This is a genomic window from Shewanella pealeana ATCC 700345, from assembly GCF_000018285.1.
In the GTDB taxonomy this organism is placed as follows: domain Bacteria; phylum Pseudomonadota; class Gammaproteobacteria; order Enterobacterales; family Shewanellaceae; genus Shewanella; species Shewanella pealeana.
The window spans coordinates 1,758,581-1,785,386 of the sequence record NC_009901.1 but is presented as its reverse complement, the minus strand read 5'-3'; the positions used below and the strand labels follow the sequence as shown (position 1 = coordinate 1,785,386).

The following is a 26,806-nucleotide window of genomic DNA, read 5'->3' as shown; positions in this document are numbered from 1 at the left end:
TAGTTTGAGCAAACTCTAACTCAATCACCATACGCAAACAATTAAAGCTGGGACTCAATCGGCAATAATGCGATGCAATCCACTAGAAACTTTCGCCACAGGCCTGCATCAGGCTCTGTGTAAACTTTTCGTTGACTAAAATCATCGAACCAGACGATTTCCCCCCTCTCAATCCCTAAGCGATAGGTATTTTTTGCTAAGCTTGCTTCTATCGCGTCGACCACACCAGCTGCTAGCTCTTGGTTATCTATGATCAACCCCATCTCGGTATTCAACCATGCAGACCGAGGATCGAAGTTAAAGGACCCGACAAAAACTGATAACCTATCTGTGACAAACGTTTTGGCATGTAAGCTACTCTTAGAGCTGCCGCTCCAACTACTGTTTTTCTTCTGCTTGGGGTTAGCTTTCACTTCATAAATCTTTACACCGGCCTCCAATAACGGCTGGCGATATTGCCGGTAACCAGCGTGAACAGCCAATACATCGGTAGCAGCTAAGCTATTAGTCAATATAGTAATATCAATCCCAGATTTAGCCGATTCAACAATACTTTTTGTACCTATTCGAGTGGGTACAAAGTAAGGCGATACAATTAGTACTTCATCTGTTGCCAGCTCTAAATACTCCCCAAGATCAGAGAGAATATTGTCTTCTTGAGACTGATGATTTTGCTTATCCGGCAGATCATAAACCAGCTTTGCAGGCCCCCAGAACCAATGCAATGAATGATTCTGCATTTGACTTATCAATTGGCTATTTAGCAAACGAGCTATATATGGATTAGATTGATAATCTGCTTTTTCTGACTCAACAGCTTCCAAGGCATCGGCGATATCTTCTGCTGTCACACTGTGGGAGCTCAGCGCATTAATCTCTACTGTTAATGGTGCATTCCAATACAGATCAAACTGTTGAGACACCTCATCGACGGCACCTCCTATCGCCATTAAATCAAAATCGCCAAATTCAACATCTGTATCATTTGAAAAATACTCATTGCCAATATTACGCCCTCCTACCACGCTAATGGTGTTATCTACCGTTAACGACTTATTGTGCATGCGATGGTTCAATCTGGAAAAACCTGCAACGAAGGCGATGTTGCGAAAATCTCTCTCGAACGAGGGGTTATATAAGCGCACCTGAATATTGTCATGCTCAGCAAGCATCACTAGCGCTTCATCGGCATCTTTAACAGCCATATCATCGAGCAGAATACGGACTCTGACACCGCGGTCAGCGGCCTCTATTAAATGCCAAATTAATAATCTACCAGTATCATCTCCACGGTAAATGTAGTACTGCAGATCGATACTGGCTGTAGCGGCATTAACTAAGGCGAGACGTGCGATAAAGGCATCAATACCGTCGGCGAGGGGCAGCACACCAGTTTGCTCGGGGTGCGCTTCTACATCGGCTTGAACATATTGAACCAACGGCCACTCAGCTTGAGCGGTTAGCTTAGTGGTAATAGGTTTATCGGGGTAAACAGGAGAAGATTGGCAGCCAACTAGCACAGTAATAGCTGCCCAAAGAAAAACACTTCTTAAAAAGATAAGCGACTGCAATCCATTTGCATTCATTCTTTTATTCTATTGCTGGGTATTAATTACTCTTGTAGCGCATAAAGCACATCAAAAGCAAATTGATCCCAACCTTCGGCGCTAAATGCGATGTCACGTATGGCTCTAACTTGACTTACGGCATGAAGTGGAGCGGCACCATTATCCATCAAGTAATAAGCCATGATGAGGCCCGTTCTATCTTTACCCGAGCGGCAATGAATGAGTACCGTTTTATCCTGCGCTTCGCATTCACGGATAAACGCCAATGCTTTTGGAACCTGTTCAACACAATAATCTAAGTCTTCCGCCTTAGGCGGTATATTGCGAGAGAAAGGTACGCATAAGTAATCTAATCCAGCGGCGGTCAATTCAGCCTCAATACAATCTTCACCGTTATTAACAGATAAAATGGCATCGAAACCGGCAGCCTTTAACTCGAGCAGATCCCAAGGATCTTTATTGGGTCCACTGCGTCCTGCAATTTGTCCCTCAACTAACCAAAATAGGTGCTGCATAGTTTTTCCTAAAATATATTTTGAGTTTCAAATAAGGTTTAATCGCCAAGAGAATACCTAAAGCCTATATCTTGTGCTATCGCTTTATTACTGAGCTAAGTGGATATTGTCAAAAAATGGCGCTAAACCACAAAACCAGACTTATTTGCTAAAAAAATGGACTCGTATAGAGTCCATTTCATGTTCAGTCGCTAGAAGGTTTTACGCCATTAATAGCGAGATTTAAGACTTCTTGCCCCAAAGTTCGGCATTGGCTTTCGGTAATTTATTACGGTGTTTTTTCCCCGTGCCAGCAGGCTTTGCCATCGGCTTAACTTCACGTGATGGGCAGTCTTCTGGCGCTTCAAGATCGGCTTCAAAGCCAGGGATCTGCTCGCGCTCTAATCTCAGCTTATTTTTCTTCTCGATCAACTTAAAGTGCTGATATTCATCGTGAGAAATCAAGCTCATTGCTAAGCCCGCTTCACCCGCACGACCGCTTCGACCGATACGGTGCATATAATCAACAGGACTTCTAGGTAATTCGAAGTTAATCACTATTGGTAGTTTTTCAATATCGATACCACGGGCAGCGATATCCGTCGCGATAAGCACGCTTATTTCGCCTGACTTGAACTCCTCAAGTACACGGTTACGGGCACCCTGCCCTTTATCACTATGAAATACTTCGGCAGTAATGCCTGCATTTTCTAATTTTTGCGCCAAACGGTTACAGCTATATTTTGCGCTAGCAAAGATAAGCACCTGTTGCCACTGATTATCTTTAATCAATTGAGCTAACAAAGCCGTTTTACGGTTACGATTAACGGTAATAACGCGTTGAACCAGTGTGCTCTCTTCGCTACTTTGTAACTGTACTTCTACAGGGTTATTCAATAGCGAATCGGTAAGCTCGCGCACTTCTTCAGGGAAAGTGGCTGAGAACAATAAGGTTTGCTTAGTTTTAGGTAGCTTAGCTAAAAGCTCGTTCAGCTCTTCAGTAAAACCTAGGCTCAACATGCGATCGGCTTCATCCAAAACCAAAGTCGTGGTGTTATCTAGCTTAAGCGCATTACTTGAAATCAGATCGATTAAACGCCCCGGTGTAGCCACAACAATATCGGCGCCGCCACGTAAGCTTTGCATTTGCACATTAGTTGACACGCCACCATAAACCGCAAGGGTTTTTAGGTTAGGTTTAATCAACTGCGAATAGCGCATAAAGCTGTCGGCAACTTGCTGTGCTAGCTCACGAGTAGGCACTAACACCAAACAAGAGACAAAATTACCGCCCGCTTTACGAGGTGATGCCTTAGCAAGCTTTTGAATGATAGGTAGAGCAAAAGCAGCTGTTTTACCCGAACCCGTTTTAGCGCCGCCTAGCACATCTTTCCCGTCCAAAACCGCCGGAATAATATGCGATTGAATCGCTGTCGGCTTTGTATAACTCAGCAGTTTAAGTGTTTCAAGCAACTCAGGGATTAGCCCTAGTTGGGTAAAGTCACTGTGAGCTTGTGTGTCCGCTACAGTTTGCGTTGCTACTTGGTCGGTTGAAGATACTGGCTGAGTCATAATTTACGGGTAAACGCCTAATCAAAAATAAGGCGCTTATTCTACGCTAATATCACTTTAAAAGCTTATCTTTCTTAGTGTGCAGCTTGAGGGAACTTCCCGAGCCTTACAAGTTATGTTTAAAAGGAAAATAAACCATTTATTCTAAACTGATAAGCCCTCAAGACTGAGTAATTTTTGTTTTAGCTCTAGCCCGTAAGCATAACCGGTTAACGTGCCATTTTTCCCTATCACTCTATGGCAAGGCACAATAATCGCAATAGGATTAGCGCCGTTTGCCGTACCCACTGCGCGCACAGCTTTTGGCCTTGCGATTTTCATCGCGATATCGGCGTAGCTGCAACTTTGCCCATAATCTAGCTCTGTTAACGCGTGCCATACTTGCTGTTGAAACTCGGTGCCCTTAGGCGCTAAGGCTACATCAAAGTGACGTCGCGTACCGGAAAAATACTCACAAAGCTCCTGTTTTGCCTGTAATAGATGCGCACTTGCTCTTTGCTCTAATGCCGGCTCACTCACTGAGCCAATCGAGCTTTGGACACGATTATTTTCAAGCAACTGGTTATCAACTTCCCTAGACTGCCATTCACTATCAATTTGAGGAATAAAATTTAAATGAGTGATCCCTGTTTCATTTGCGCATAAGGAAATCACTCCATAATCTGATTCAAAATTGAGTTTCACCAAAGGTTGTGATTGTTTATTCATGACAAGTTCCACAACTGAAAAGTTAAATAGCTCCCCCAAGGGGTACTAATTTGAGCGAGCTTTTGGCTAATGGCTGAGTAATCACTACCACTATTTTCACTATGCTCAGAATATAAGGCCAACACTCGCTTTTTCACGACAAGATCGCCGCACAACAGAATATTGGGATCGCTCAATCCACGCATTTTTGCATAGGCAATAGTCCACGGCCCTATACCTTTGATTGTGAGCCATGAATCAGGTACTGCATCCGGATGCTCATAGACAAATTGAGCTAACGCATTAAGGGCGTTTCTTCTAGCACCAGGGATTTTTAACTCTGTCAGTTCCGCTTTGGCTATCACTTCTGGCGTTGGAAATAACTTAACACGTTTGTCACCAATAAGGCGCTCTTCACCATAAGCGAGCACTAACTGATTAAGTAACTTCGAAGCTTGTACAATACTGACTTGCTGACCTAAAACCGCCCTGCAGCCAGCCTCAAACACAGACCAAACACCAGGTAGTCTCAGCCCTTGAGTCATTTGTCCTGCTAGGGGTGTAATGGTTTCGAGCACATTGTCAATCTGACTAATATTGGCATCAAGATCCAACACTCGGCGAATGCCATTAATGACTGCACTAAGCTGCACCAGCCCAGATTCATTCTCGAGTACAATCTCGACGTTAAACTGATGCTTGCTAGCATCGAGCTTTGCGGAAAAATAACCACTTACCCCGTTAATCGTAAAGCTACGACCATAGCTAAGTTCATCAGCTAGCCACTCCATATGAGTGACGGCACGCACCTGATAAAAATGATGCTGCTTAGCCCATGAAAAAGGTGGCCTGAAACTCATCTGTAGTTTCAACGCCACTAACCCTTTATTCTGGTTGGTGCTATTAGGTGTTAGCTCAGTACTTACTCGATGTTCCCTATTAGGCTTAGCATTTTCTTTTCGTAATTCTGATGGGGTTAGCTGCAATGTTTGCTGGAAAGCTTCATTAAAGCGTCGAATACTAGTAAAGCCAGCCGCAAATGCCACTTGGGTGATTGGTAACTCAGTCTGATGTAATAACTGTTTCGCAAGCAGAAGTTGTCGATACTGGTTATACCCTTTTACGGAAATCCCCATTTTATCGTTAAACAGTCTACGCAAGTAGCGACTACTTATCCCAAGACGTTCAGATAAGGCTTCTACACTCTGCCCTTCTGTGCCTGACAACGTGCCTGCATCAATTAATGCTTTAGCTCTGTCTAAGGTAGTTTGTGTGCCTTGCCATGCATAAGACTTGGGGGCTGAATCTGGTCGGCAACGTAAACACGGGCGTAGTCCGGCATTTGCAGCTTGTATCGCATTATCAAAATAGCGAACATTTTGCTCTTTCGGACTGACTGCCGGGCATATTGGTCTGCAATAAATTTTAGTTGTAAGCACGCCAATAAAAAACTGGCCGTCAAATCGCGGATCTCGAGCAAGCCTTGCTTTACGGCAAGCGTCTTTATCAAGCTGGCACTCTTGAACTAACATTTACAGTCCTACAATTAGGTTGATAACACCAATCTTACGCAACAAGCCTTTGCATCACTAGCGGAAAACGGAACTCTATATTAATTCATTGCTTTATTTACACTTAAGCCTGCTATTCCTATATGCTGTCTTTCATTAGAGTTTTCTAACGCGCATTTAATCATTGAGTAAAAACATGTTCAAACGATTTGAGTCTTGGGTTGACCCGCTCCCAAGCGAAGAGCCACAACAGCCCCCTAAAGGGATCTATGCATTTTGCCGCCATTACACTCGTGGCTTTGAAGTCCCGCTGGTTATTATGTCAATTCTCACCGCAATGTTGGCGATCCTTGAAGTGTCACTTTTTGGTTTTATGGGCGATCTGGTGGATTTGCTGGTTAAACATGAACCTGAGACCTTGTTCGAACAAGAAGGTGCACGATTACTTGGCATGACCCTGCTGGTTCTCGTGGTGATCCCACTGCTCACCTTGTTACATGCGTTAATTGTTTATCAAGGGCTATTGGGTAATTACCCCATGTCAATTAGATGGCTAGCTCATCGCTACCTGTTAAAGCAGAGTGTTTCATTTTACCAAAATGACTTTGCAGGCAGAGTCGCTACTAAAGTAATGCAAACCTCGCTTGCGGTTCGGGAAACGGTTACTAAGTTATTAGATGTGCTGGTTTATATCCTAGTCTATTTCACCTCTATGGTGGTGATGATAGCCAAAGCCGATTTACGCCTGATGGTACCTATGCTGATCTGGTTAGCAGTATATGTGGCTTTGCAAATGCGCTTTTTACCTCAGCTCAAAAAGGTATCGACTGAACAAGCTGATGCACGCTCAACCATGACTGGTCGTATCGTCGACAGTTACACCAATATTGCAACGGTAAAGTTGTTTTCACATACCCAAAAAGAAGCGGAATATGCCAAAGGCAGCATGCGCACCTTTTTAGAAACAGTGTATAGACAAATGCGCTTGGTCACTTGGATAAATGTCAGTGTTCAAGTCATCAATTACATACTGGCTTTTTCAATTGCAGCAGTGTCGATTTGGCTATGGCAAGGTGATGCTATCACCGTCGGTGCTATTGCGATTGCAATCAGTCTTGCACTTCGACTCAATGGTATGTCGCAATGGATCATGTGGGAGATTAGCTCATTATTTGAAAATATTGGCACTGTGGCTGACGGTATGAATACATTATCAAAGCCAACCGATATTAATGATATCGACAATGCTCCAGAGCTTAACGTCAGTAAAGGTAGGATCGATTTTGATAACGTATGCTTTCACTATGGCGAGAATACCGGCGTTATCGATAATTTAAACCTTAATATCAAGCCAGGGGAAAAAGTAGGCTTAGTGGGCCGATCGGGGGCTGGTAAGTCTACTCTTGTGAATCTTTTAATGCGTTTTCATGATGTTGAGTCAGGTAGTATTGCTATCGACAAGCAAAACATTACCCAAGTTAAGCAAGACTCTTTGCGTGCGCACATTGGTATGGTGACGCAAGATACCTCGTTATTACACCGCTCTATTCGCGAAAACATCCTCTATGGTAATCCTGACGCAAACGAAGAGGAGCTTGACGCGGCAATCAGACACTCCCAAGCGTATGAATTTATTCAGACCTTGAGCGATCCTGAAGGTAATATCGGACTCGACGCTCAAGTAGGAGAACGCGGGGTTAAACTCTCAGGAGGACAACGTCAACGCATTGCTATTGCACGCGTTTTACTAAAGAATGCCCCTATCCTACTTCTGGACGAGGCCACATCAGCGCTCGATTCAGAAGTAGAAGCCGCAATTCAAGAAAGCTTATATCAGCTGATGCAAGGTAAAACGGTCATTGCTATCGCACACCGATTATCCACTATTGCCGCTATGGACAGATTAATTGTTTTGGATGAAGGTAAAATCGTTGAGCAAGGCACACACCAAGAGTTAATTAGCTCAGGTGGGATCTACGCACAGCTTTGGGCCCACCAAACTGGTGGGTTTCTTGGTGTCGATTAGTATTAGTAGTCAAGTTTTTACACTTCTCACTCTTTACGCTTCAAGTGTTCAGTACAAAAGCCATCAGTGATGATGGTTTTTATACGTTAGCCCAGACTAATACCAATCAGTATAAGAAGTTGATCTACTCAGAGCGTTTTTTGGCAAACTAATTCAAGGTGAATAACTGACAGAATGGTTGTTCCCTTGTGAAGTTGTTCAACGTAGAAGTAGGCAGCCAAAAACGCTCCAGAATGGCGAGTTTTAGCGGCTCTGATACTGCGTTAACGAGCTTAAACGTAGAATAACTATGCTCTTCACTCGTTGCCTTGCCTCAGTGCCGCTAAACTCTCGCTGAGCGACCAAATCTTTATACTGATTGGTATAACTTATTGCTAGTTATTCACAGTATCTGTAATCACTACGTACTCTCTACTCGCCATAAACGCCCTGCTGCTCTTAATACCAATCAGTATAAGAAGTTGATCTACTCAGAATGTTTTTGGCAAACTAATTCAAGGCGAATAGTTGAAAGAAAGGTTATTCCCTTGTAAAGCAGTTCACGCAGAAGTAGGCAGACAAAAACGCTCCAGAATGGCTAATCTTTACGGCTTTGATGCAGTGCTAACGAGCTAAACCATAGTACAACTGTGATCTTCACTCGTTGCGAGAAGCATGGTCTTGTATGTTCCAGACATACATAAGACATTTCCTCCATCCTTGGAGGTCAGATGCTGCGAATCTCATTAATGCAAGACTATATGGATATCGGAGGTACGAGACCAAGGATGACCGAAAGTAGGATAATGCAGGAGCTATTATCGAGAGTAACGCAGGGGCTGTTACCGAGGAGCACTTAATGACCTCCCCTCATAACCGCTAAACCTCGTTGAGCAACCAAATCTTTATATTGATTGGTATAAGAATGGCTACAAATTACAGGCATAAAAAAACCACCCAAAGGTGGTTTAATTACTTACTAATTTAAATCAGTAAAATGGTGGAGCCTAGCGGGATCGAACCGCTGACCTCAACACTGCCAGTGTTGCGCTCTCCCAGCTGAGCTAAGGCCCCATTTCTGGTAAATATTCATGTTATTTCTAACACGAATTTGTAAATAGTGGTATCCCCAAGGGGATTCGAACCCCTGTTACCGCCGTGAAAGGGCGGTGTCCTAGGCCTCTAGACGATGGGGACCCGGACTGCATTAGACTCTGCAAAGAGTGAATACTCATTAAGTTCTGTAGGCTAGTACTTAACGCTTGAATAACCAGACCGAAGTCTAATCATTATAAATAGTGGTATCCCCAAGGGGATTCGAACCCCTGTTACCGCCGTGAAAGGGCGGTGTCCTAGGCCTCTAGACGATGGGGACCCGGACTGCATTAGACTCTGCAAAGAGTGAATACTCATTAAGTTCTGTAGGCTAGTACTTAACGCTTAAACAACCAGACCGAAGTCTAATCATTATAAATAGTGGTATCCCCAAGGGGATTCGAACCCCTGTTACCGCCGTGAAAGGGCGGTGTCCTAGGCCTCTAGACGATGGGGACCCGGACTGCATTAGACTCTGCAAAGAGTGAATACTCATTAAACCCTGTAGGCTAAGGTTTAACGCTTGAACAACCAGACCGAAGTCTAATCATTATAAATAGTGGTATCCCCAAGGGGATTCGAACCCCTGTTACCGCCGTGAAAGGGCGGTGTCCTAGGCCTCTAGACGATGGGGACCCGGACTGCATTAGACTCTGCAAAGAGTGAATACTCATTAAGTTCTGTAGGCTAGTACTTAACGCTTGAATAACCAGACCGAAGTCTAATCATTATAAATAGTGGTATCCCCAAGGGGATTCGAACCCCTGTTACCGCCGTGAAAGGGCGGTGTCCTAGGCCTCTAGACGATGGGGACCCGGACATATTGTTTTACTTCTAATATAACGAAGACCTATAAGTAACACTTTAGAAGGCTATTAAAGTGAAACCGCCGTGCTGTTCTTAACAAGAATAGCGCGGTGTCCTAGGTATTATCATCTAGACGATGACTCTTTATAAACAAGAGCTAGGACTGCATTAGACTCTGCAAAGAGTGAATACTCATTAAACCCTGTAGGCTAAGGTTTAACGCTTGAATAACCAGACTCAAGTCTAATTATTATAAATAGTGGTATCCCCAAGGGGATTCGAACCCCTGTTACCGCCGTGAAAGGGCGGTGTCCTAGGCCTCTAGACGATGGGGACCCGGACTGCATTAGACTCTGCAAAGAGTGAATACTCGTTAAGTTCTGTAGGCTAGTACTTAACGCTTGAATAACCAGACCGAAGTCTAATCATTATAAATAGTGGTATCCCCAAGGGGATTCGAACCCCTGTTACCGCCGTGAAAGGGCGGTGTCCTAGGCCTCTAGACGATGGGGACCCGGACTGCATTAGACTCTGCAAAGAGTGAATACTCATTAAACCCTGTAGGCTAAGGTTTAACGCTTGAACAACCAGACCGAAGTCTAATTATTATAAATAGTGGTATCCCCAAGGGGATTCGAACCCCTGTTACCGCCGTGAAAGGGCGGTGTCCTAGGCCTCTAGACGATGGGGACCCGGACTGCATTAGACTCTGCAAAGAGTGAATACTCATTAAACCCTGTAGGCTAAGGTTTAACGCTTGAATAACCAGACCGAAGTCTAATTATTATAAATAGTGGTATCCCCAAGGGGATTCGAACCCCTGTTACCGCCGTGAAAGGGCGGTGTCCTAGGCCTCTAGACGATGGGGACCCGGACTGCATTAGACTCTGCAAAGAGTGAATACTCATTAAACCCTGTAGGCTAAGGTTTAACGCTTGAACAACCAGACCGAAGTCTAATCATTATAAATAGTGGTATCCCCAAGGGGATTCGAACCCCTGTTACCGCCGTGAAAGGGCGGTGTCCTAGGCCTCTAGACGATGGGGACCCGGACTGCATTAGACTCTGCAAAGAGTGAATACTCGTTAAGTTCTGTAGGCTAGTACTTAACGCTTGAACAACCAGACCGAAGTCTAATTATTATAAATAGTGGTATCCCCAAGGGGATTCGAACCCCTGTTACCGCCGTGAAAGGGCGGTGTCCTAGGCCTCTAGACGATGGGGACCCGGACTGCATTAGACTCTGCAAAGAGTGAATACTCGTTAAGTTCTGTAGGCTAGTACTTAACGCTTGAATAACCAGACCGAAGTCTAATCATTATAAATAGTGGTATCCCCAAGGGGATTCGAACCCCTGTTACCGCCGTGAAAGGGCGGTGTCCTAGGCCTCTAGACGATGGGGACCCGGACTGCATTAGACTCTGCAAAGAGTGAATACTCATTAAACCCTGTAGGCTAAGGTTTAACGCTTGAACAACCAGACCGAAGTCTAATTATTATAAATAGTGGTATCCCCAAGGGGATTCGAACCCCTGTTACCGCCGTGAAAGGGCGGTGTCCTAGGCCTCTAGACGATGGGGACCCGGACTGCATTAGACTCTGCAAAGAGTGAATACTCATTAAGTCCTGTAGGCTAGAACTTAACGCTTACATTCAGTTAGTTGGTGGAGCCTAGCGGGATCGAACCGCTGACCTCAACACTGCCAGTGTTGCGCTCTCCCAGCTGAGCTAAGGCCCCTCACTAACTAAATCACTTTTGAGTGCACCGCGAACTATTCGTTGGCTGTGTCTCAACTGCGTGGCGCATTCTATGCAGCGCACCCAAAAGAGTCAACCCGTTTTTTACGAATTTATTCTATTTGCTACAAATTCAATCGCTTTGGAGATTCTTTGCTCTGTACGGGCCTTTCCAACCAAGAATATGGTTAAATCGACAGCAGGAGACATACCAGCGCCCGTTACGGCTACGCGTAATGGCATACCGACTTTACCCATTCCTACTTCTAATTCAGTTGCTGTATCTTCAATTGCTTGATGAATAGCTTCTAAAGTCCAATCATTTAATCCAGCTAATTTAGTCTGGAACAAAGTTAGTGGCTCAAGTGCAACACCTCTTAGATGCTTTTTAGCGGCAGTTTCATCAAACTCTGCAAAATCTTCAAAGAAGTAGCGGCTAGATGCAGCAAGTTCTTTTAATGTCTTTGCACGTTCAGACAATGCAGAAACCACTTCAGACAGTTTTGGACCATTGCTTGTATCAATATTTTGATCAGCCATGTGCCACTCAAGGTGAGAAGCCACATATTCCGGATCAGATTCTTTAATATAGTGCTGGTTTAACCAAATCAGTTTATCGGTATTAAAAGCAGACGCCGCCTTGTTGATATCATCAAGGTTGAAGAATTGCTTCATCTCATCAATAGAGAAGACTTCTTGATCGCCATGAGACCAGCCAAGGCGAACTAAGTAGTTAAGTAGCGCTTCTGGTAAATAACCGTCATCACGATACTGCATCACCCCTACCGCACCATGACGTTTAGATAGCTTAGCGCCGTCATCGCCTAAGATCATCGATACGTGAGCATATTCTGGTACTGGTGCACCTAATGCTTTAAGTATGTTGATCTGACGAGGTGTATTGTTGATATGGTCTTCACCACGAACAACGCAGGTAATTCCCATATCCCAATCGTCTACAACTACACAGAAGTTGTAAGTAGGCGTACCTTCAGTACGTGCGATGATCAAATCATCTAATGTGCTGTTTGCAAATTCAATACGGCCACGTACGTGGTCGTCAAATACAACGCTACCTTCTGTTGGGTTTTTGAAACGCACAACAAATGGCTCATCAGTATCACGCGGTGCTTTATCGCGGCAGCAACCGTCATACTTTTGTTGCTCACCTTTCGCGGCTTGCTCTTCACGCATTGTTTCAATGCGTTCACGGCTACAGTAACACTTATATGCAGTGCCCTGCTCTAGCATCTGTGCAATGATTTCGTTGTAACGATCAAAACGCTTGGTTTGATAGTAAGGACCTTCGTCCCAATTCAGGTTAAGCCATTCCATGCCTTCTAAAATTGCGGCGCATGCTTCTGGAGTCGAACGCTCAAGATCGGTATCTTCGATACGTAAAACAAACTCACCTTGGTTTGCGCGTGCATATAACCATGAATAAAGTGCTGTACGAGCACCACCAACGTGCAAAAAGCCGGTAGGGCTTGGAGCAAAACGCGTCTTAACTGTCATAATGGACATTGACCTATGTAGAAAGCCTAAATAATAGACTGTACTAATGAATGTGGCGCATATTCTAACAGCCAAAAGGGCTAGGGAAAATAGATCTACTACTATATGGCCAATTTTGTGGGAAAAACCTGTCTTTCTGCGGTTTATAATTTTATCTATTGTATAGCAGTAGCGACTCTCCCCCCTACTTCAAAAAGCAGATGTAACAAGCACAACACTTCAATATAGAGGAGTTACTGGGGAGTTAGTAATAACGGCTAGTAAAGGCAATACTTAGAATGAGGCCGAAAGACAGAACCAAAATCTAAAACCTAGAGGCTCTATATAGAAAGCATGCATTTGAGATTGATCTTTAAGGGTGCGCCTCATGGCCAGCCCTTGTTAACATTCACACTATCAACTTAAATCTCCCTACCCAGATTTAGATATCCATAAACTTCAATTTTCAAAGAGTAGAAAACCGATAAAATTGAGAAATAAGCAATTATAGAAGAGTTCCCTACTATATTCGTTGCCTAGGTTGGAGAAGTAGATCGAGCATGTCATCATATTTTCAAGCTAATTTTTAACCTTTTTTTGCTATAACGGCCCAGCTCTGATTAACTATGCAGCAACACGCGCAAAATTGAACCGTACTCGTTCTTTTATCTAAAAAAAGCGTTGACAGTGGATCGTTCCTCCCTATAATACGGCCCCACACAGCGAGGTCGATTAGCTCAGCTGGGAGAGCACCTCCCTTACAAGGAGGGGGTCACTGGTTCGAGCCCAGTATCGACCACCATTCTTTTTTATAAAGAATTAAATCATTGTGTAAATCCCAGGTCGATTAGCTCAGCTGGGAGAGCACCTCCCTTACAAGGAGGGGGTCACTGGTTCGAGCCCAGTATCGACCACCATTCTTTTCATAAAGAATTAAAACATTATGAAATCCCAGGTCGATTAGCTCAGCTGGGAGAGCACCTCCCTTACAAGGAGGGGGTCACTGGTTCGAGCCCAGTATCGACCACCATTCTTTTCGTAAAGAATTAAAACATTATGAGATCCCAGGTCGATTAGCTCAGCTGGGAGAGCACCTCCCTTACAAGGAGGGGGTCACTGGTTCGAGCCCAGTATCGACCACCATTCTTTTCGTAAAGAATTAAAACATTATGAAATCCCAGGTCGATTAGCTCAGCTGGGAGAGCACCTCCCTTACAAGGAGGGGGTCACTGGTTCGAGCCCAGTATCGACCACCATTCTTTTCATAAAGAATTAAAACATTATGAGATCCCAGGTCGATTAGCTCAGCTGGGAGAGCACCTCCCTTACAAGGAGGGGGTCACTGGTTCGAGCCCAGTATCGACCACCATTCTTTTCGTAAAGAATTAAAACATTATGAAATCCCAGGTCGATTAGCTCAGCTGGGAGAGCACCTCCCTTACAAGGAGGGGGTCACTGGTTCGAGCCCAGTATCGACCACCATTCTTTTCATAAAGAATTAAAACATTATGAAATCCCAGGTCGATTAGCTCAGCTGGGAGAGCACCTCCCTTACAAGGAGGGGGTCACTGGTTCGAGCCCAGTATCGACCACCATTCTTTTCATAAAGAATTAAAACATTATGAGATCCCAGGTCGATTAGCTCAGCTGGGAGAGCACCTCCCTTACAAGGAGGGGGTCACTGGTTCGAGCCCAGTATCGACCACCATTCTTTTCATAAAGAATTAAAACATTATGAAATCCCAGGTCGATTAGCTCAGCTGGGAGAGCACCTCCCTTACAAGGAGGGGGTCACTGGTTCGAGCCCAGTATCGACCACCATTCTTTTCATAAAGAATTAAAACATTATGAAATCCCAGGTCGATTAGCTCAGCTGGGAGAGCACCTCCCTTACAAGGAGGGGGTCACTGGTTCGAGCCCAGTATCGACCACCATTCTTTTACTACCCTTTTCAGTTTTACCTCATCAATATTTACCCAGTTATTAACTCTTTTGTTATCCACACCAAACGATTATTCCAACTAGCCTTAGTCAAACCCAAAATCTAGGTAACTTCCGAAAAGTAACACTCGAAAGCTATAGCCACTCTCAAGTTAACGCTCTTTTGCGCTAAACTATTTACTTAGTATTTTTGTCACTCATGAGTGTTGTCTACTATCCTTTTAGGATAACCCTTCTTTGGACAAACCTTATGGCAGATGTCAGCCAATCCGCTTCATTAGCAAGTATTGCGGCCTACTTGAAACTCACTTGCCAATACGATCAAGATACTGCACTGGTGGAAGCTAAATCAGTTATGAAAAATTTAGTTCAAATGCGCCAGAAAGGCTTTATAACAGGTTGGTATTTTGATGAAAATGGTCACCTTGAATTGTTACCCAGTGACCAGATCATGCAGCAGATCTCTCCCAATAAATAAAGAGGAAGGGTCAAGTATGGAGTTTAAAGCAGGATAAACATAAAGTTAAAGCCCACTCATTACTTGCGGTAAAAATCGATAATGATTCCGCCCTTCCCCTCAAACCTTTCCAAGGTATTTTGCCGTTACAGATCCATCAATAATGAACTTGATGCCGACTTAGGTTGGACAAGCTTAAATACGACGAATACCAACACCATTAATCCAAGTACAGATCCTAGCACTACGCCTTGCCAACCCCATACCAGCCAAAATGGCAGTAAATAAGGCCCCCCCATCGCAGCGCCTAAGTAATAGCTACACAGATACAGTGCCGTGGCTTTAGCGCGATGCTGTTTAGCTCTATAGGCTACCCAAGCGTTACAGCTACTATGAATTAAGAAGAAGCCAAATGCTGAAAGTAAAAAACCAGCAAAGATTGCCGCTAAAGTATCGAATAAGGTAAGCAAGGTTCCAGCAAGTAACGCCGACACCGAGCAGATAAAGACTTTATTGAGTCCAAATCTTCCGAGCCATTTAGCCGAACAATAAGAAGCATAGGTCCCGCTGAGGTAACAAAGGAAAATGAGTGTCACTTCAAAGCGGCCTAACTTAAAAGGATTATCCATCAAGTGCAGCTGAATATAACTAAACTGATTTACCATCACCATAAAGGCCAAGCCGCCAATAAGGTAAATAAGCCGTAATTTAGGATCCGCTAGATGGTGGCAAAAACCGTTAAAGTCAGCTTTCTTCAGCGGCCACCTACCGAGTTCAGCCTCTGGTTTTACAAAATGGCTCTTTGGTAGCAAATAAGTCACAACAAGTGTCCCAATTAATGACACTAGGGTAAGTAGTGCCATCGCTTGCTGCCAATCTAAATACTGCGCCATGCCACCACCTAGCAAGCGTCCGGCTATCCCACCAACACTGTTAGCGGCAATATAGATTGCACCAGCTTTCAATAATGCATTATTACCGAGCTCATCTTTAAAATAAGCCATCGCCATAGCAGGTACTGATGCGAGCAAAGCTCCCTGTAGCATTCTCAGTAAAATTAGCTGGTTAAACTCAGTAATAAAAAATGCACAAAAATCGAGAATAACTAACAGGTATAAGCTGACTAGAATTGGCTTTTTACGACCAACTCGATCGGACAACACCGCAAATAGTAACAGTGAGAACGCCATGGTAAAGCTGGTTACCGACAACAAGAGTGTTGCATGACTTTTTGATACAGAAAAAGAGTCCGCAATAAGCGGCAGCATGCCTTGGACTAGGTACAAGTTAATAAAAATAACCATTGAGGCAATAGATAAGCCAATGATTAAGCGGATTTCACTGCCGTCTTGTTTCGCCTGACTGCGGGTATTCATGGGGGACTAACTCAAGTTATCTCATTGTAAGATAGAATAACAGCGAGCACCCCATAGGAATAACAACTAAAAAACACAATAGTTATTGATTTTTGTTATACAAGTTTTAATCTAGAACTCCTATAGACTGGTAAACATACACCAATAGCAATAGGTCCATCTCACTTCAGTGCGACCTGCTTATTTAGCAAAACTCAGTAGAGCAAAGATGGATATTAAACAGCTAAAATACTTAGATGCCTTAATTACAGCGGGTAGCTTCACTAAAGCCGCCGAGCGGCTCAATATGGCGCAGCCAGCGTTGAGTCAAAGCATTAAGCGCTTAGAGCAGGAGCTCGGCGTCACCCTAGTTGATAGAGGGGCGAATAAAAGCAGTAAAACACTTTCGCTAACTGCTGAAGGCAGCGCTCTACATCAGCATGCCAAGCTGATAATCAAAAATATGGCGCAAGCTGAAGCGCACATAAAATCGATGGCAAACCTGACGATGGGCGAAGTCAGAGTTGCAGTGCCTGGTATGCTAGGGTCTTATTATCTACCTAGGCGATTAATGGCATTTCGCCACCAACATTCAGAACTTAAATTATCCCTGTTTGAAGGCGGTACTCGAGACACCCTCAGAATGCTACAGAATGAAGATGTCGATATCGCCATCATTACCGCCAACGATCTGACCGATGAGTTTGACAGTCACCTACTACTGCAGGAGCAGATGGTCGTCGCAGTGGGTAAAGAACACCCTTTAGCCAAATTAGATACGGTGACGCTTCAAGCGTTTTTCCAGCATGAACTGGTATTCTTTAAACCGGGTTACTTTCACCGTGATTGGATGCTTGAACAGGCGGAGAAATTAGGCCTTAAGGCAAATATCGCCTTTGAAACCAACCTGATTAATCTCATTAAACAAGTTGTTGCACAGGAGTATGGAATAACCAGTGTGCTTGAAATGGTGATAGAAAAACACGACAACATTTGCGCCAAGCCCTTCAACCCACCTATCTTTTTGGATTTGCATATTGCTTGGAAGAAACAACGCCCTATCAGTCAAGCCGACAAGGCGTTCGTTGAGTTTCTGATGCAAAACCGTTAGCTAGGTAATTACAGATCCCTGTTATGCTGCATTAAGTGCTATATATCGCCCTAGCTGATAAAAGCGCTCATTGAGTTTCTATGCGACACTGCTAGCTGGCATCCAGTTGGTTTTCTGGTATCGCATCAATAAAGGCTTGTTGAGTCAAACAGTGTACGTTTATGCGCTCAATATTTGGATATGGGCTCATATCGACCTTAAAACGCTTAGCATTATACACCTGAGGCACTAAACAGATGTCGGCAAGACTTGGGGTATCACCAAAGCAGAAAAGCCCGCTATGCTGCTCTAATTGCTTTTCTAATGCGCTAAAACCTTCTTGAACCCAATGATGGTACCAGGCCGCTTTCTTTTCATCTGTAGTATCGAGTTCATTCGCCAAATACTGTAGTACTTTTAAGTTATTTAGCGGATGAACCTCACACGCAACCGTTAATGCCATCGCACGCACTATCGACTTATCAAATGGCGCACTAGGCAGTAAGGCAACCTCAGGATAAACCTCCTCCATGTACTCGATTATTGCCAATGACTGCGTTAACACGCGCTGCTGGCCATTGTCGTCAATCATTAAGCTTGGTACCAACTCTTGAGTATTTATCTGTTGATACTCGCGACTATGCTGCTCACCACCATCTTTCACCAAGTGTACTGAAACTTGTTCGGCTGCAAGCGACTTAAGATTCATCGCGATCCGCACGCGATAAGCGGCGCTGGAGCGCCAATAACCATAAAGCTTCATCTGAGTACCATCCTTATTTTAAAATCGAAATATCCGATATAACTAGAGAGCGTATTTAGAAAAAAGGCTAACTCCTAAGAATTAGCCTTCTATGCAATAGAATCACCCTAAAACCATCAGGCCTTATATTGCACCACTTGCTGGTCAATCGACCCGAAGATGCTGTTATTGTCTTCATCGAGCATTTCGATGCGTACGCGATCACCAAAGCCCATAAATGAGGTCGATGGTTTTCCGTCAGCTATCGTTTCAAGCATGCGAGTCTCAGCAAGACAACTTGAACCAGCACTGCGATCATAATTTGAGATGGTGCCTGAGCCGATAATAGCGCCCGCGCCTAATGGACGGGTCTTAGCCACATGAGAAACCAGTTGGCTGAAGTTAAACGTCATATCAACACCCGCATTTGGGCGCCCAAAAAGCTCACTGTTTAAATGCGTTATTAGTGGCAGATGGATTTTAGAATCCTGCCATTTATCGTCTAACTCATCAGGTGTCACCGCCACTGGTGAAAAGCTACTCGATGGCTTTGACTGGAAGAAGCCAAAACCTTTTGCAAGCTCACCTGGTATAAGGTTTCTTAGTGAAACGTCATTCACTAGCATCAGTAATTTAATGTGCTTCGCGGCATTATCAACCGTTACGCCCATTGGCACATCGTCGGTGATCACCGCAATTTCCGACTCAAAGTCGATGCCCCACTCCTCACTACCTAGTGGGATATCAGCCTTAGGGGCAATAAAGCAGTCAGAGCCACCTTGGTAAACCAGTGGATCTGTCCAGAATGTTTCTGGCATCTCTGCGCCACGGGCTTTACGCACTAGCTCAACATGGTTAACGTACGCGCTGCCATCGGCCCATTGGTAAGCTCTTGGTAACGGAGACAAACATTTAGATTCATCAAAATCAACAGCGTTATCCATCATGCCCTTGTTTAATGCATCGTAAAGTTCAACTAATTGTGGGTTAAGCAGTTCCCATGCATCCATCAGTTGTTGCATAGTATGAGCAATAGCAGGCACGGCAACCGCCTTAGTCAAATCTTTGCTGACCAACATCAGTTGACCGTCACGGCGTCCATTATCATAACTTGCTAACTTCATCGTCACTCCTAATAAATTGTGGCATGGCTGCGAGTTGTTGTTATTTTGCGTTTGCAGCGAGCGTTAACCAAAATCGAAACTTGGTCATAATTCAAAACTTGGCCATAGAATGACATCAACTCACTCCCCAGTGGAATAGTGTGAACGAAATCACACTTAACCACTTTAACCTCGTCAGTGTAAACTTATAGATACACCCCATAAATAATAGGCTAAAAGTAATAGTTTAGGTCGAAAGCTGCCTATCTAAACAGCAATCGACGGCAAACCTCATTTACAGCTACTTGGGTTTGTTGATCTTATATTCTCGTAGTTTGTTAGCGATTGCGGTATGAGATACACCTAACTTCTTAGCTAGTTGTCGAGTACTTGGGTAAGCCGGATACAATCTTCGTAAGAGACTCGCTTCAAACTGTTTCATCGCTTGCTCAAGACTGCCTTCGAACTGATGATCGAAATAGCCAAAACCTTCGGCGTATGAGGGTAACTTTAGTTGTTCAACCGTGAGTTCTGCACTTCCATCCCACATAGATACGGCTCTAAAGATAGCATTTTTAAGCTGACGTACATTGCCTGGCCATGCATAAGCTAACAGGTGCTCGCGACACTCACCTGATATGCGGCGAATAGGGATTGATAGTTGCTGGCTGTAATGCTCTAAAAACATTTCTGTCAGCGGAATGATATCCACTTTACGTTCACGCAAGGAAGGCACATGAAAACTCAATACATGGATACGGTAATAAAGATCTTCTCTAAACTCGCCATTTTGGCATAGCTCGGCAAGATTCTTCTGCGTCGAGCAGATAATACGCACGTCACTGCGGATCTCCTCATCGCCCCCTACCCGTCTAAAGGTACCGTCTTGTATGAATCGTAACAACTTGACCTGAGCAGACTTTGACATCTCGGCTATCTCATCAAGAAAAATCGTTCCGCCCTTAGCTTCCTCAATAAAGCCACGCTTGGCCACGTTGCCATTACTAACAAAACCAAAAAGCTCTTCTTCGGCAGCACTGTCTGGCATAGCTGCACAGTTAATTGCGATAAAAGGATGTTCACGGCGCATACTGGCATCATGGCAAGCACGAGACATTAGCTCTTTTCCCGTCCCCGTTTCACCCGTAATCAACAAAGGCGCATCGAGCTGTGCCATACGGCGAGCCTGAACGAGGACCTCTTTCATCTTGTCACTGGTTGCAAGCACATTCTCAAAGCCACTAGATTGATTTTGCAGGGCGTTAAATTGTTTACCTAAACGTGCTGGCGATTTTAGCGATACCACTGCACCCGCTAAAATGGGCGTCTCACTACCACTATCGGGTAAATAAATAGGTAACATCTCGGCTAAGTATTCATTCTCTCCGATATTCACCCGTGTCGCTTGAGCCAGTACGGTTGATTCGCTTAACCAACGGCTAAAGCTGAATCCCTGCACCCAATGATTTATAGGCTCATCTATCACTTCATGTTCGGCCATACCGACTGTGTGTAAGGCCGATTCATTAACGATGCGGATCCGTCCTTTCACATCGAGTGAGAACACAGAGTCTGGTAAGGTTTTTAAAAGCGTTTTTAGTGCGTAGTGTTCCTGCTCAGACGGCATAAATGACACCGTCCGCACATCATGTACGCCTTCTACTTTTCGTATAAGGGGGAGCAATTCACTGAGAGTATCGAAACTCACTTCAGCAAATTGTAGATAAAGAAAACCTTGGTTGCTTGCGTCAATAGCAAACAAATTAATCCCATAGTCTTCCATAATCAATAAGATATCTTTGGCGAGACCCACTCGGTCTAAACAGCTGACTTCCAAGCGCATACTATTGCAATTCCCTTTTCTAAATACTCGTTATTGGGATAAAACAACCATCAGAAGGGAATTCGCACGGTTTAGGGGGCAGCTTAAAAGCAACATCCACTTCTGTAATCGACTATACGTTAGAAGTTTATCTTTGCTGTGGCAAGACTTGTTTACAGAGGATTTGTAACATAAAGAAAATAAAAGCGTGCCAGCTGTACTAACACGCCTGCAATGCTGGAGGTTTAGTGTAATTACTCCATAATATAACAGTACTTTTAGCCTTTAAAGATCTACAAGCTTATTGAAATAACGTGTCAGTCTTGGCTGCCATGATAAAATCGTTCTTATGTAGACCCTTTATTGAATGCGACCACCAAGTTACCGTCACCTTACCCCATTCAGTTAAAATGCCGGGATGATGGAAATCGGCTTCGGCTAAGTCGGCAAGCTTGTTAGTAAACTCCATCGCTAACTTAAAGTTTTTAAACTTATAGACGCGCTCCAACTGCATAACGCCGCCGCGAACCTCAACACCCCAGTCAGGAATTTTGGCGATCAACTGTGCCAGCTCCTCATCGGTCACTTTTGGCGCATCCGCCTGGCATGCTTCACATTTCATTTGCGCTAATTCAGTCATCTCTCTTCCTTAATTATTGCTACTAATACGCTATTAGTTACTCTATTTTTAATACTAAACCGGCTTTCGCTCTCCGATTTAGCTAACCCGCTTTAGCTGGGAATGTCGCTATAAATAATCCTAATTCTTGTGCCTTGTTTACTGCAGCCATAATATCCATCTCGGCTATTGCGCCTAGGTCGCTAATCTCTTCAATGGCGTAGTAGATTGGCTGCATAATATCTATTCGGTAAGGTGTACGTAGCACATCGATTAAATCAAATGGCCTAATATCAGGCTCAGTGCCCATAACATACAGAGTCTCACCAGGAGAGCTTAAAATCCCTCCGCCGTAAATCCTCAGTTCATCGCTCTTAGACTTTAGGAGGCCAAACTCCACAGTAAACCAGTATAGCCTTGCTAAGAAGACCCGCTGCTCTTTACTCGCAGCAAGCCCTAACTGACCATAAAGGTGAGAAAAGTGAGCGAAAGATGGGTTAGTCAGTAATGGACAGTGCCCAAATACCTCATGAAAAATATCGGGCTCTTGTAGGTAATCAAGCTCTTCGCGGCTGCGAATAAAAGTTGCCACCGGAAATGACTTATTAGCCAGAAGCTCAAAGAACTTAGCAAATGAGATCAGCGCAGGAACCGCGGCAGTCTTCCACCCCGTTGTTTGTAGTAAGACATCGTCAACCTCAGAGAGTTGCGGGACTCTATCGCTCGCAAGTCCAAGCTTATTTAGCCCATCGAGATATTCTTGACAGGCGCGCCCAGGTAGATTGATTTTCTGTCTTTGATAAAGTTCTGACCAAATTTCATGCTCAGCTTGAGGGTAGTCAATATACCCATTTGCATCAGGCAAGCGTGCTGTATAGTTTTGCGGTTTACTCATAGTTATTTACTCATGATTCTAACCAGTAACGCAGAACAAAAGTTCAAACAAATGCTCGACAACTGATAAAAGAGTGCTTACTTCATACTTAACTAAAGCAACAGAATTGTTAACCCGATCACAGTTTATTCTTCGCGAGCAAAGAGCCACCAAGTGTAATGCTAATGTTACACGCAAAGGCACTCACCTCTCCAAATCGAGTCCATGCCTAACCTTGAAGCGTATATAGAAATTGACACAAGCTAACTCAATCGTCCTACAGTTATATTTTCGGCATCAATAACATCGCTCAATTTTAATCAGCAGGCATTAACACCTGAACTTAACACCAGAAAGTCTATTTTGTTTTCGTTGCTATTGCCTCAAAGCTGAAAAAAACCTCAACTTTTCCACAAAATAGCAAATAAGCTTATTTTACAACTCGCTTTAAACAAATCTTCACCAATCGAGCTTTATTTCAGTATAGAATATAGGTTTATATGGCAACTCCTGACTTAGAGTAGATAGGATTAGAATGAAACAACATAAAATTCGCAAAGCAGTTATCCCTGTAGCAGGCCTTGGAACTCGAATGCTTCCAGCCACCAAAGCTATCCCAAAAGAGATGCTGCCGGTTATGGACAAACCACTGATCCAGTATGTTGTCAGCGAGGCTATCGCTGCGGGAATTAAAGAAATTGTCTTAGTCACTCACGCCAGTAAGAACTCAGTTGAAAACCATTTCGATACCAGCTTTGAGTTAGAGACTCAGCTCGAGCGTCGCGTTAAACGTCAACTATTGGCCGAAGTACAAGCCATTTGCCCAGCTGACGTCACCATTATCAGTGTACGTCAGTCACAAGCTAAGGGCTTAGGTCACGCAATTTTATGCGCAAAAAGCATCATAGGTGACGCCCCCTTTGCCGTACTACTACCAGATGTACTGATCGATGATGCTAGTAGCGATCTAACTAAAGAAAATCTTGCCGATATGGTTGCCCTTTATAATCAGACTGAAGTTGGCCAAATCATGGTTGAAGGCGTCCCTCATGAGCTTGTTAACCAGTACGGTATTGCCGATATTAATGGTGCAGAGCTCAAGCCTGGTGAGTCACTGCCACTTACTCAGCTGGTAGAGAAACCAAGTATTGAAGATGCACCATCTAACTTAGCCGTTGTAGGCCGCTATGTGTTACCAGCCGAAATCTGGTCATATCTAGCTAAGACACCAGCAGGGGCCGGTGATGAAATCCAGCTCACTGACGCAATTGCTATGTTAATGGAAAACCAAACCGTCAATGCATATTACATGCAAGGCAAGAGTCATGACTGCGGTAATAAATTAGGTTATATGCAAGCTCATGTAGAGCATGCTCTGCGTCATAAGGAAATTGGCTCAGAATTCGCTGAATACCTCAAAGCTATCGTTAAGACACTTAAGTAATAGACACTTAGTAATAGACACTTAACTAATCGACAATAGCGACAGCCTGTTGAACATCTGCCAAGATTAAAGGATTTAAAAAAATGACGATTTTAGTTACCGGCGGCGCTGGTTATATCGGAACCCATACCGTTGTTGAGCTGCTTAATAACGGCAATAACGTCGTTATCTTAGATAACCTCAGCAACTCAAGTGTTACGGCCTTAGAAAGAGTCGAACAGATCACAGGCAAAAGGGTTACCTTTTATCAAGGCGATGTACTCAATAGAGCTTTCTTGCAGAAGCTATTTACAGATCATGATATTAAATCAGTCATTCACTTCGCAGGCCTAAAGGCTGTCGGTGAGTCTGTAGCGCAGCCGCTACGTTACTATGAAAATAACGTCACTGGCACCATCGTCTTATGTGAAGTCATGGCTGAATTTAACGTTAAGAACTTAGTCTTTAGCTCATCAGCCACCGTCTATGGTGATCCTGCGAGCCTACCTATCACAGAAGACTTTCCTACAGGGGCAACCAACCCCTACGGTCAGTCTAAACTAATGGTAGAGCATATACTTGCCGACCTTTATCACTCAGACAACAGCTGGAATATCGCCCGATTAAGATACTTTAACCCTGTAGGGGCTCATAAGAGCGGCCTAATCGGTGAAGATCCCAATGATATTCCGAATAACCTGATGCCTTTCATTACTCAGGTTGCCGTTGGTAAACGTGAGCAATTAAGTGTGTTTGGCAGTGATTATGATACGGTCGATGGTACGGGAGTACGCGATTACATCCATGTGGTCGATCTCGCTATCGGTCACTTGCGAGCTCTTGATAAGCTACACACCCAATCAGGCTTGGTGACCTATAACTTAGGTACAGGCCAAGGTTACAGCGTACTTGAGATGGTTAAAGCCTTTGAAAAAGCCAGCGGCACCACTATTAAATATCAGTTAGTTGAACGCAGACCTGGCGACATAGCAGCATGCTACGCAAACCCAGAGAAAGCGCAGAAAGAGTTAAACTGGCAAGCGACTCACAGCATAGATGATATGGCGCAAAGCAGCTGGCACTGGCAATCAAGTAACCCAAATGGTTACCAGAGCGAAGTCTAAAATCTTAGGACCTAGGTCCTAGGAAAAGCAGATCCTAGGTAAAGCAAAGACGGTTAAATCTGAGACGAAAGCGCCAAGAAAAGTAAGAATCAAAGGCAAAACTGTTTTGCTTTTATCTTGATCTCCCTAGGAGGCCGCAGGCCGCCCTCGTACCTTCTTTTAAAAGAGTAAACAGATGAGCAGCATTAATCAAAGCAGAAGAAGACTTTTCAACCGCAAAAAGAATGATGCTGTTCGTCCTCCTTGGGTGAAACTGTCAATCGAGTTTACCGACGAATGCACTCGCTGCAATAAATGCATTTCAGCCTGTGAGACGCAAATCATTGTCAAGGGTGATGGCGGTTTTCCTGAAGTAGACTTTAAGATTGATGAGTGCACCTTCTGCCAAGAATGTGCCAATGCCTGCCCAGAAAACCTCTTTGAAGATACTGATACCACGCCATGGCAAGTTAAGGCCAAGATCCAAGATAGCTGTATGGCATATCAAGGGATCTGGTGCCAAAGCTGTAAAGACTCCTGTGACTCCCGCGCAATCAGCTTCACCCTTGCTGTGGGTAAAGCGCCCCTACCTCAAATCGATACTGAAGCCTGTACTGGATGCGGAGCTTGCGTAGCCCCTTGTCCATCGGGCGCGATCATCATTCGCACCGCGTAAAATAGCCAAAAATATGACATGTTAGCGCCAAATTTAAGTGGTTTTGTTTCCTCTAATTTCAAGGTAACATCTAAGCAACTTAGACTGACAATGACACCATTATGTTTAGAAAAAAAAGAAGCGGCGGGTTAACATTTATTGCTCAAGGCACCAAGTTTACTGGTGAAACTGAGTTTTCAGCTGAAGCACTTATTGCTGGCGAGCTCTTTGGAAAAGTAAGTTCCAGTAGCAATATCACTATCGAACAGGGTGGCCTTATCGATGGTAAACTTCACTGTGCTGAGCTAAGAGTCTCAGGTACTTTCCGCGGTAAACTGACTTGTGAAAAGCTTAACATTACCAGCACGGGTCTTGTCGATGGTGAGGTGAACTGCCAGTCGATGGAAATTTTTGAAGGAGGTCAATTTATCGGAATGCGCGTAAGAGACGATATTGCCTTTTTACCCTCAAATTCAGCACCTAAACAGGAACGCAGCAAATCGGCTAAAGAAGAAACGATTGAAGATGCTGAACTCAGTATGAGTTAACCCCATCGTTTTTTAATGCTAGAGGTTTATTGCTAGGGGGTTAATGCTAGCAGCTTTATCCTAGCTAGCCGAAGAGCAGAATATTTGCCTTTAAAACCAATATT

Annotated in this window: 19 protein-coding genes and 26 tRNA genes; 18 read left to right on the top strand and 27 right to left on the bottom strand. The window is 44.1% G+C overall.

Annotated features, from left to right (window positions below; all coding sequences use genetic code 11):
* Positions 1–41: 41 nt before the first annotated feature.
* From SPEA_RS07755 to SPEA_RS07735, 5 genes are all read right to left on the bottom strand, one after another.
* Positions 42–1,586: a phospholipase D family protein gene (locus tag SPEA_RS07755; RefSeq protein ID WP_012154713.1), complete on the bottom strand. Its 1,545-nt coding sequence runs from the start codon at positions 1,584–1,586 to the stop codon at positions 42–44.
* A 26-nt stretch (positions 1,587–1,612) separates the two neighbouring features.
* Positions 1,613–2,083 (bottom strand): dual specificity protein phosphatase family protein, encoded by a 471-nt coding sequence (locus SPEA_RS07750; RefSeq protein ID WP_012154712.1) that lies wholly within the window; start codon positions 2,081–2,083, stop codon positions 1,613–1,615.
* 222 nt (positions 2,084–2,305) lie between these two features.
* Positions 2,306–3,634: a DEAD/DEAH box helicase gene (locus tag SPEA_RS07745; RefSeq protein ID WP_012154711.1), complete on the bottom strand. Its 1,329-nt coding sequence runs from the start codon at positions 3,632–3,634 to the stop codon at positions 2,306–2,308.
* Between the two features lie 144 nt (positions 3,635–3,778).
* Positions 3,779–4,342, bottom strand: a complete 564-nt coding sequence (locus SPEA_RS07740; protein ID WP_012154710.1) for a methylated-DNA--[protein]-cysteine S-methyltransferase — start codon at positions 4,340–4,342, stop codon at positions 3,779–3,781.
* A complete protein-coding gene (locus SPEA_RS07735; RefSeq protein ID WP_012154709.1) occupies positions 4,339–5,853 on the bottom strand; it encodes an AlkA N-terminal domain-containing protein in 1,515 nt (504 codons plus the stop codon). The genes SPEA_RS07740 and SPEA_RS07735 overlap by 4 nt, the downstream gene beginning before the upstream one ends.
* A gap of 175 nt (positions 5,854–6,028) precedes the next feature.
* Here SPEA_RS07735 and SPEA_RS07730 point away from each other — a divergent pair, with 175 nt between their 5' ends.
* Positions 6,029–7,858: an ABC transporter ATP-binding protein gene (locus SPEA_RS07730; RefSeq protein ID WP_012154708.1), complete on the top strand. Its 1,830-nt coding sequence runs from the start codon at positions 6,029–6,031 to the stop codon at positions 7,856–7,858.
* A 977-nt stretch (positions 7,859–8,835) separates the two neighbouring features.
* Here SPEA_RS07730 and SPEA_RS07725 read toward each other — a convergent pair.
* The 16 genes from SPEA_RS07725 to gltX form a co-directional block, all read right to left on the bottom strand.
* Positions 8,836–8,911 (bottom strand) — tRNA-Ala (locus tag SPEA_RS07725).
* Positions 8,912–8,958: 47 nt separating this feature from the next.
* A tRNA-Glu gene (locus tag SPEA_RS07720) sits at positions 8,959–9,034 on the bottom strand.
* Between the two features lie 102 nt (positions 9,035–9,136).
* Positions 9,137–9,212, bottom strand: a tRNA-Glu gene (locus SPEA_RS07715).
* A 102-nt stretch (positions 9,213–9,314) separates the two neighbouring features.
* Positions 9,315–9,390 (bottom strand) — tRNA-Glu (locus tag SPEA_RS07710).
* 102 nt (positions 9,391–9,492) lie between these two features.
* A tRNA-Glu gene (locus SPEA_RS07705) sits at positions 9,493–9,568 on the bottom strand.
* A gap of 102 nt (positions 9,569–9,670) precedes the next feature.
* Positions 9,671–9,746: transfer RNA gene (locus tag SPEA_RS07700), tRNA-Glu, on the bottom strand.
* Positions 9,747–9,999: 253 nt separating this feature from the next.
* Positions 10,000–10,075: transfer RNA gene (locus SPEA_RS07695), tRNA-Glu, on the bottom strand.
* 102 nt (positions 10,076–10,177) lie between these two features.
* Positions 10,178–10,253: transfer RNA gene (locus tag SPEA_RS07690), tRNA-Glu, on the bottom strand.
* Positions 10,254–10,355: 102 nt separating this feature from the next.
* Positions 10,356–10,431, bottom strand: a tRNA-Glu gene (locus tag SPEA_RS07685).
* 102 nt (positions 10,432–10,533) lie between these two features.
* Positions 10,534–10,609, bottom strand: a tRNA-Glu gene (locus tag SPEA_RS07680).
* A 102-nt stretch (positions 10,610–10,711) separates the two neighbouring features.
* Positions 10,712–10,787: transfer RNA gene (locus SPEA_RS07675), tRNA-Glu, on the bottom strand.
* Positions 10,788–10,889: 102 nt separating this feature from the next.
* Positions 10,890–10,965, bottom strand: a tRNA-Glu gene (locus SPEA_RS07670).
* A gap of 102 nt (positions 10,966–11,067) precedes the next feature.
* Positions 11,068–11,143: transfer RNA gene (locus tag SPEA_RS07665), tRNA-Glu, on the bottom strand.
* A 102-nt stretch (positions 11,144–11,245) separates the two neighbouring features.
* Positions 11,246–11,321: transfer RNA gene (locus tag SPEA_RS07660), tRNA-Glu, on the bottom strand.
* An 80-nt stretch (positions 11,322–11,401) separates the two neighbouring features.
* A tRNA-Ala gene (locus SPEA_RS07655) sits at positions 11,402–11,477 on the bottom strand.
* A gap of 104 nt (positions 11,478–11,581) precedes the next feature.
* Positions 11,582–12,991: a glutamate--tRNA ligase gene (gltX, locus tag SPEA_RS07650; protein ID WP_012154707.1), complete on the bottom strand. Its 1,410-nt coding sequence runs from the start codon at positions 12,989–12,991 to the stop codon at positions 11,582–11,584.
* Positions 12,992–13,696: 705 nt separating this feature from the next.
* Between gltX and SPEA_RS07645 the strand changes: the two genes are divergently transcribed.
* The 12 genes from SPEA_RS07645 (at position 13,697) to SPEA_RS07590 (ending at position 15,389) form a co-directional block, all read left to right on the top strand.
* Positions 13,697–13,772 (top strand) — tRNA-Val (locus SPEA_RS07645).
* 39 nt (positions 13,773–13,811) lie between these two features.
* A tRNA-Val gene (locus SPEA_RS07640) sits at positions 13,812–13,887 on the top strand.
* A gap of 37 nt (positions 13,888–13,924) precedes the next feature.
* Positions 13,925–14,000: transfer RNA gene (locus tag SPEA_RS07635), tRNA-Val, on the top strand.
* Positions 14,001–14,037: 37 nt separating this feature from the next.
* Positions 14,038–14,113 (top strand) — tRNA-Val (locus tag SPEA_RS07630).
* A gap of 37 nt (positions 14,114–14,150) precedes the next feature.
* Positions 14,151–14,226, top strand: a tRNA-Val gene (locus SPEA_RS07625).
* Between the two features lie 37 nt (positions 14,227–14,263).
* Positions 14,264–14,339, top strand: a tRNA-Val gene (locus SPEA_RS07620).
* Between the two features lie 37 nt (positions 14,340–14,376).
* Positions 14,377–14,452, top strand: a tRNA-Val gene (locus SPEA_RS07615).
* A 37-nt stretch (positions 14,453–14,489) separates the two neighbouring features.
* Positions 14,490–14,565: transfer RNA gene (locus SPEA_RS07610), tRNA-Val, on the top strand.
* Between the two features lie 37 nt (positions 14,566–14,602).
* A tRNA-Val gene (locus tag SPEA_RS07605) sits at positions 14,603–14,678 on the top strand.
* Between the two features lie 37 nt (positions 14,679–14,715).
* A tRNA-Val gene (locus SPEA_RS07600) sits at positions 14,716–14,791 on the top strand.
* A 37-nt stretch (positions 14,792–14,828) separates the two neighbouring features.
* A tRNA-Val gene (locus tag SPEA_RS07595) sits at positions 14,829–14,904 on the top strand.
* Between the two features lie 257 nt (positions 14,905–15,161).
* Entirely contained in the window at positions 15,162–15,389 is a 228-nt protein-coding gene (locus tag SPEA_RS07590; RefSeq protein ID WP_041410880.1) for a hypothetical protein, read from the top strand.
* Between the two features lie 125 nt (positions 15,390–15,514).
* Here SPEA_RS07590 and SPEA_RS07585 read toward each other — a convergent pair whose 3' ends face one another.
* A complete protein-coding gene (locus SPEA_RS07585) occupies positions 15,515–16,744 on the bottom strand; it encodes an MFS transporter (protein WP_012154705.1) in 1,230 nt (409 codons plus the stop codon).
* Positions 16,745–16,952: 208 nt separating this feature from the next.
* On the opposite strand from SPEA_RS07585, the gene SPEA_RS07580 reads away from it, so the two are divergent.
* On the top strand, positions 16,953–17,834 hold the full coding sequence (locus tag SPEA_RS07580) for a LysR family transcriptional regulator (RefSeq protein WP_012154704.1): 882 nt from the start codon (positions 16,953–16,955) through the stop codon (positions 17,832–17,834).
* Between the two features lie 91 nt (positions 17,835–17,925).
* Here the strand turns inward: SPEA_RS07580 and maiA are convergent, their stop codons facing one another.
* The 5 genes from maiA to phhA all read right to left on the bottom strand — a co-directional run bounded on the left by maiA (position 17,926) and on the right by phhA (position 22,994).
* Positions 17,926–18,576 (bottom strand): maleylacetoacetate isomerase, encoded by a 651-nt coding sequence (gene maiA / locus SPEA_RS07575; RefSeq protein WP_012154703.1) that lies wholly within the window; start codon positions 18,574–18,576, stop codon positions 17,926–17,928.
* A gap of 116 nt (positions 18,577–18,692) precedes the next feature.
* The gene (locus tag SPEA_RS07570; protein WP_012154702.1) at positions 18,693–19,679 is read right to left on the bottom strand and encodes a fumarylacetoacetate hydrolase family protein; all 987 of its coding nucleotides are present in this window, start codon (positions 19,677–19,679) and stop codon (positions 18,693–18,695) included.
* Positions 19,680–19,959: 280 nt separating this feature from the next.
* Positions 19,960–21,501, bottom strand: a complete 1,542-nt coding sequence (gene tyrR / locus SPEA_RS07565; RefSeq protein WP_012154701.1) for a transcriptional regulator TyrR — start codon at positions 21,499–21,501, stop codon at positions 19,960–19,962.
* A gap of 280 nt (positions 21,502–21,781) precedes the next feature.
* On the bottom strand, positions 21,782–22,120 hold the full coding sequence (locus SPEA_RS07560) for a 4a-hydroxytetrahydrobiopterin dehydratase (RefSeq protein WP_012154700.1): 339 nt from the start codon (positions 22,118–22,120) through the stop codon (positions 21,782–21,784).
* 82 nt (positions 22,121–22,202) lie between these two features.
* Complete coding sequence (phhA, locus tag SPEA_RS07555; protein WP_012154699.1) at positions 22,203–22,994, bottom strand: phenylalanine 4-monooxygenase; 792 nt, start codon at positions 22,992–22,994, stop codon at positions 22,203–22,205.
* A 514-nt stretch (positions 22,995–23,508) separates the two neighbouring features.
* On the opposite strand from phhA, the gene galU reads away from it, so the two are divergent.
* The 4 genes from galU (at position 23,509) to SPEA_RS07535 (ending at position 26,702) form a co-directional block, all read left to right on the top strand.
* The gene (galU, locus tag SPEA_RS07550; RefSeq protein ID WP_012154698.1) at positions 23,509–24,417 is read left to right on the top strand and encodes a UTP--glucose-1-phosphate uridylyltransferase GalU; all 909 of its coding nucleotides are present in this window, start codon (positions 23,509–23,511) and stop codon (positions 24,415–24,417) included.
* A gap of 83 nt (positions 24,418–24,500) precedes the next feature.
* The gene (gene galE / locus SPEA_RS07545) at positions 24,501–25,520 is read left to right on the top strand and encodes a UDP-glucose 4-epimerase GalE (RefSeq protein ID WP_012154697.1); all 1,020 of its coding nucleotides are present in this window, start codon (positions 24,501–24,503) and stop codon (positions 25,518–25,520) included.
* Positions 25,521–25,695: 175 nt separating this feature from the next.
* Complete coding sequence (gene napF / locus SPEA_RS07540) at positions 25,696–26,175, top strand: ferredoxin-type protein NapF (RefSeq protein WP_012154696.1); 480 nt, start codon at positions 25,696–25,698, stop codon at positions 26,173–26,175.
* Between the two features lie 101 nt (positions 26,176–26,276).
* Positions 26,277–26,702 carry a bactofilin family protein gene (locus tag SPEA_RS07535; RefSeq protein ID WP_012154695.1) on the top strand — a complete coding sequence of 142 codons (426 nt, stop codon included), beginning with the start codon at positions 26,277–26,279 and terminating at the stop codon, positions 26,700–26,702.
* Positions 26,703–26,806: the final 104 nt, after the last annotated feature.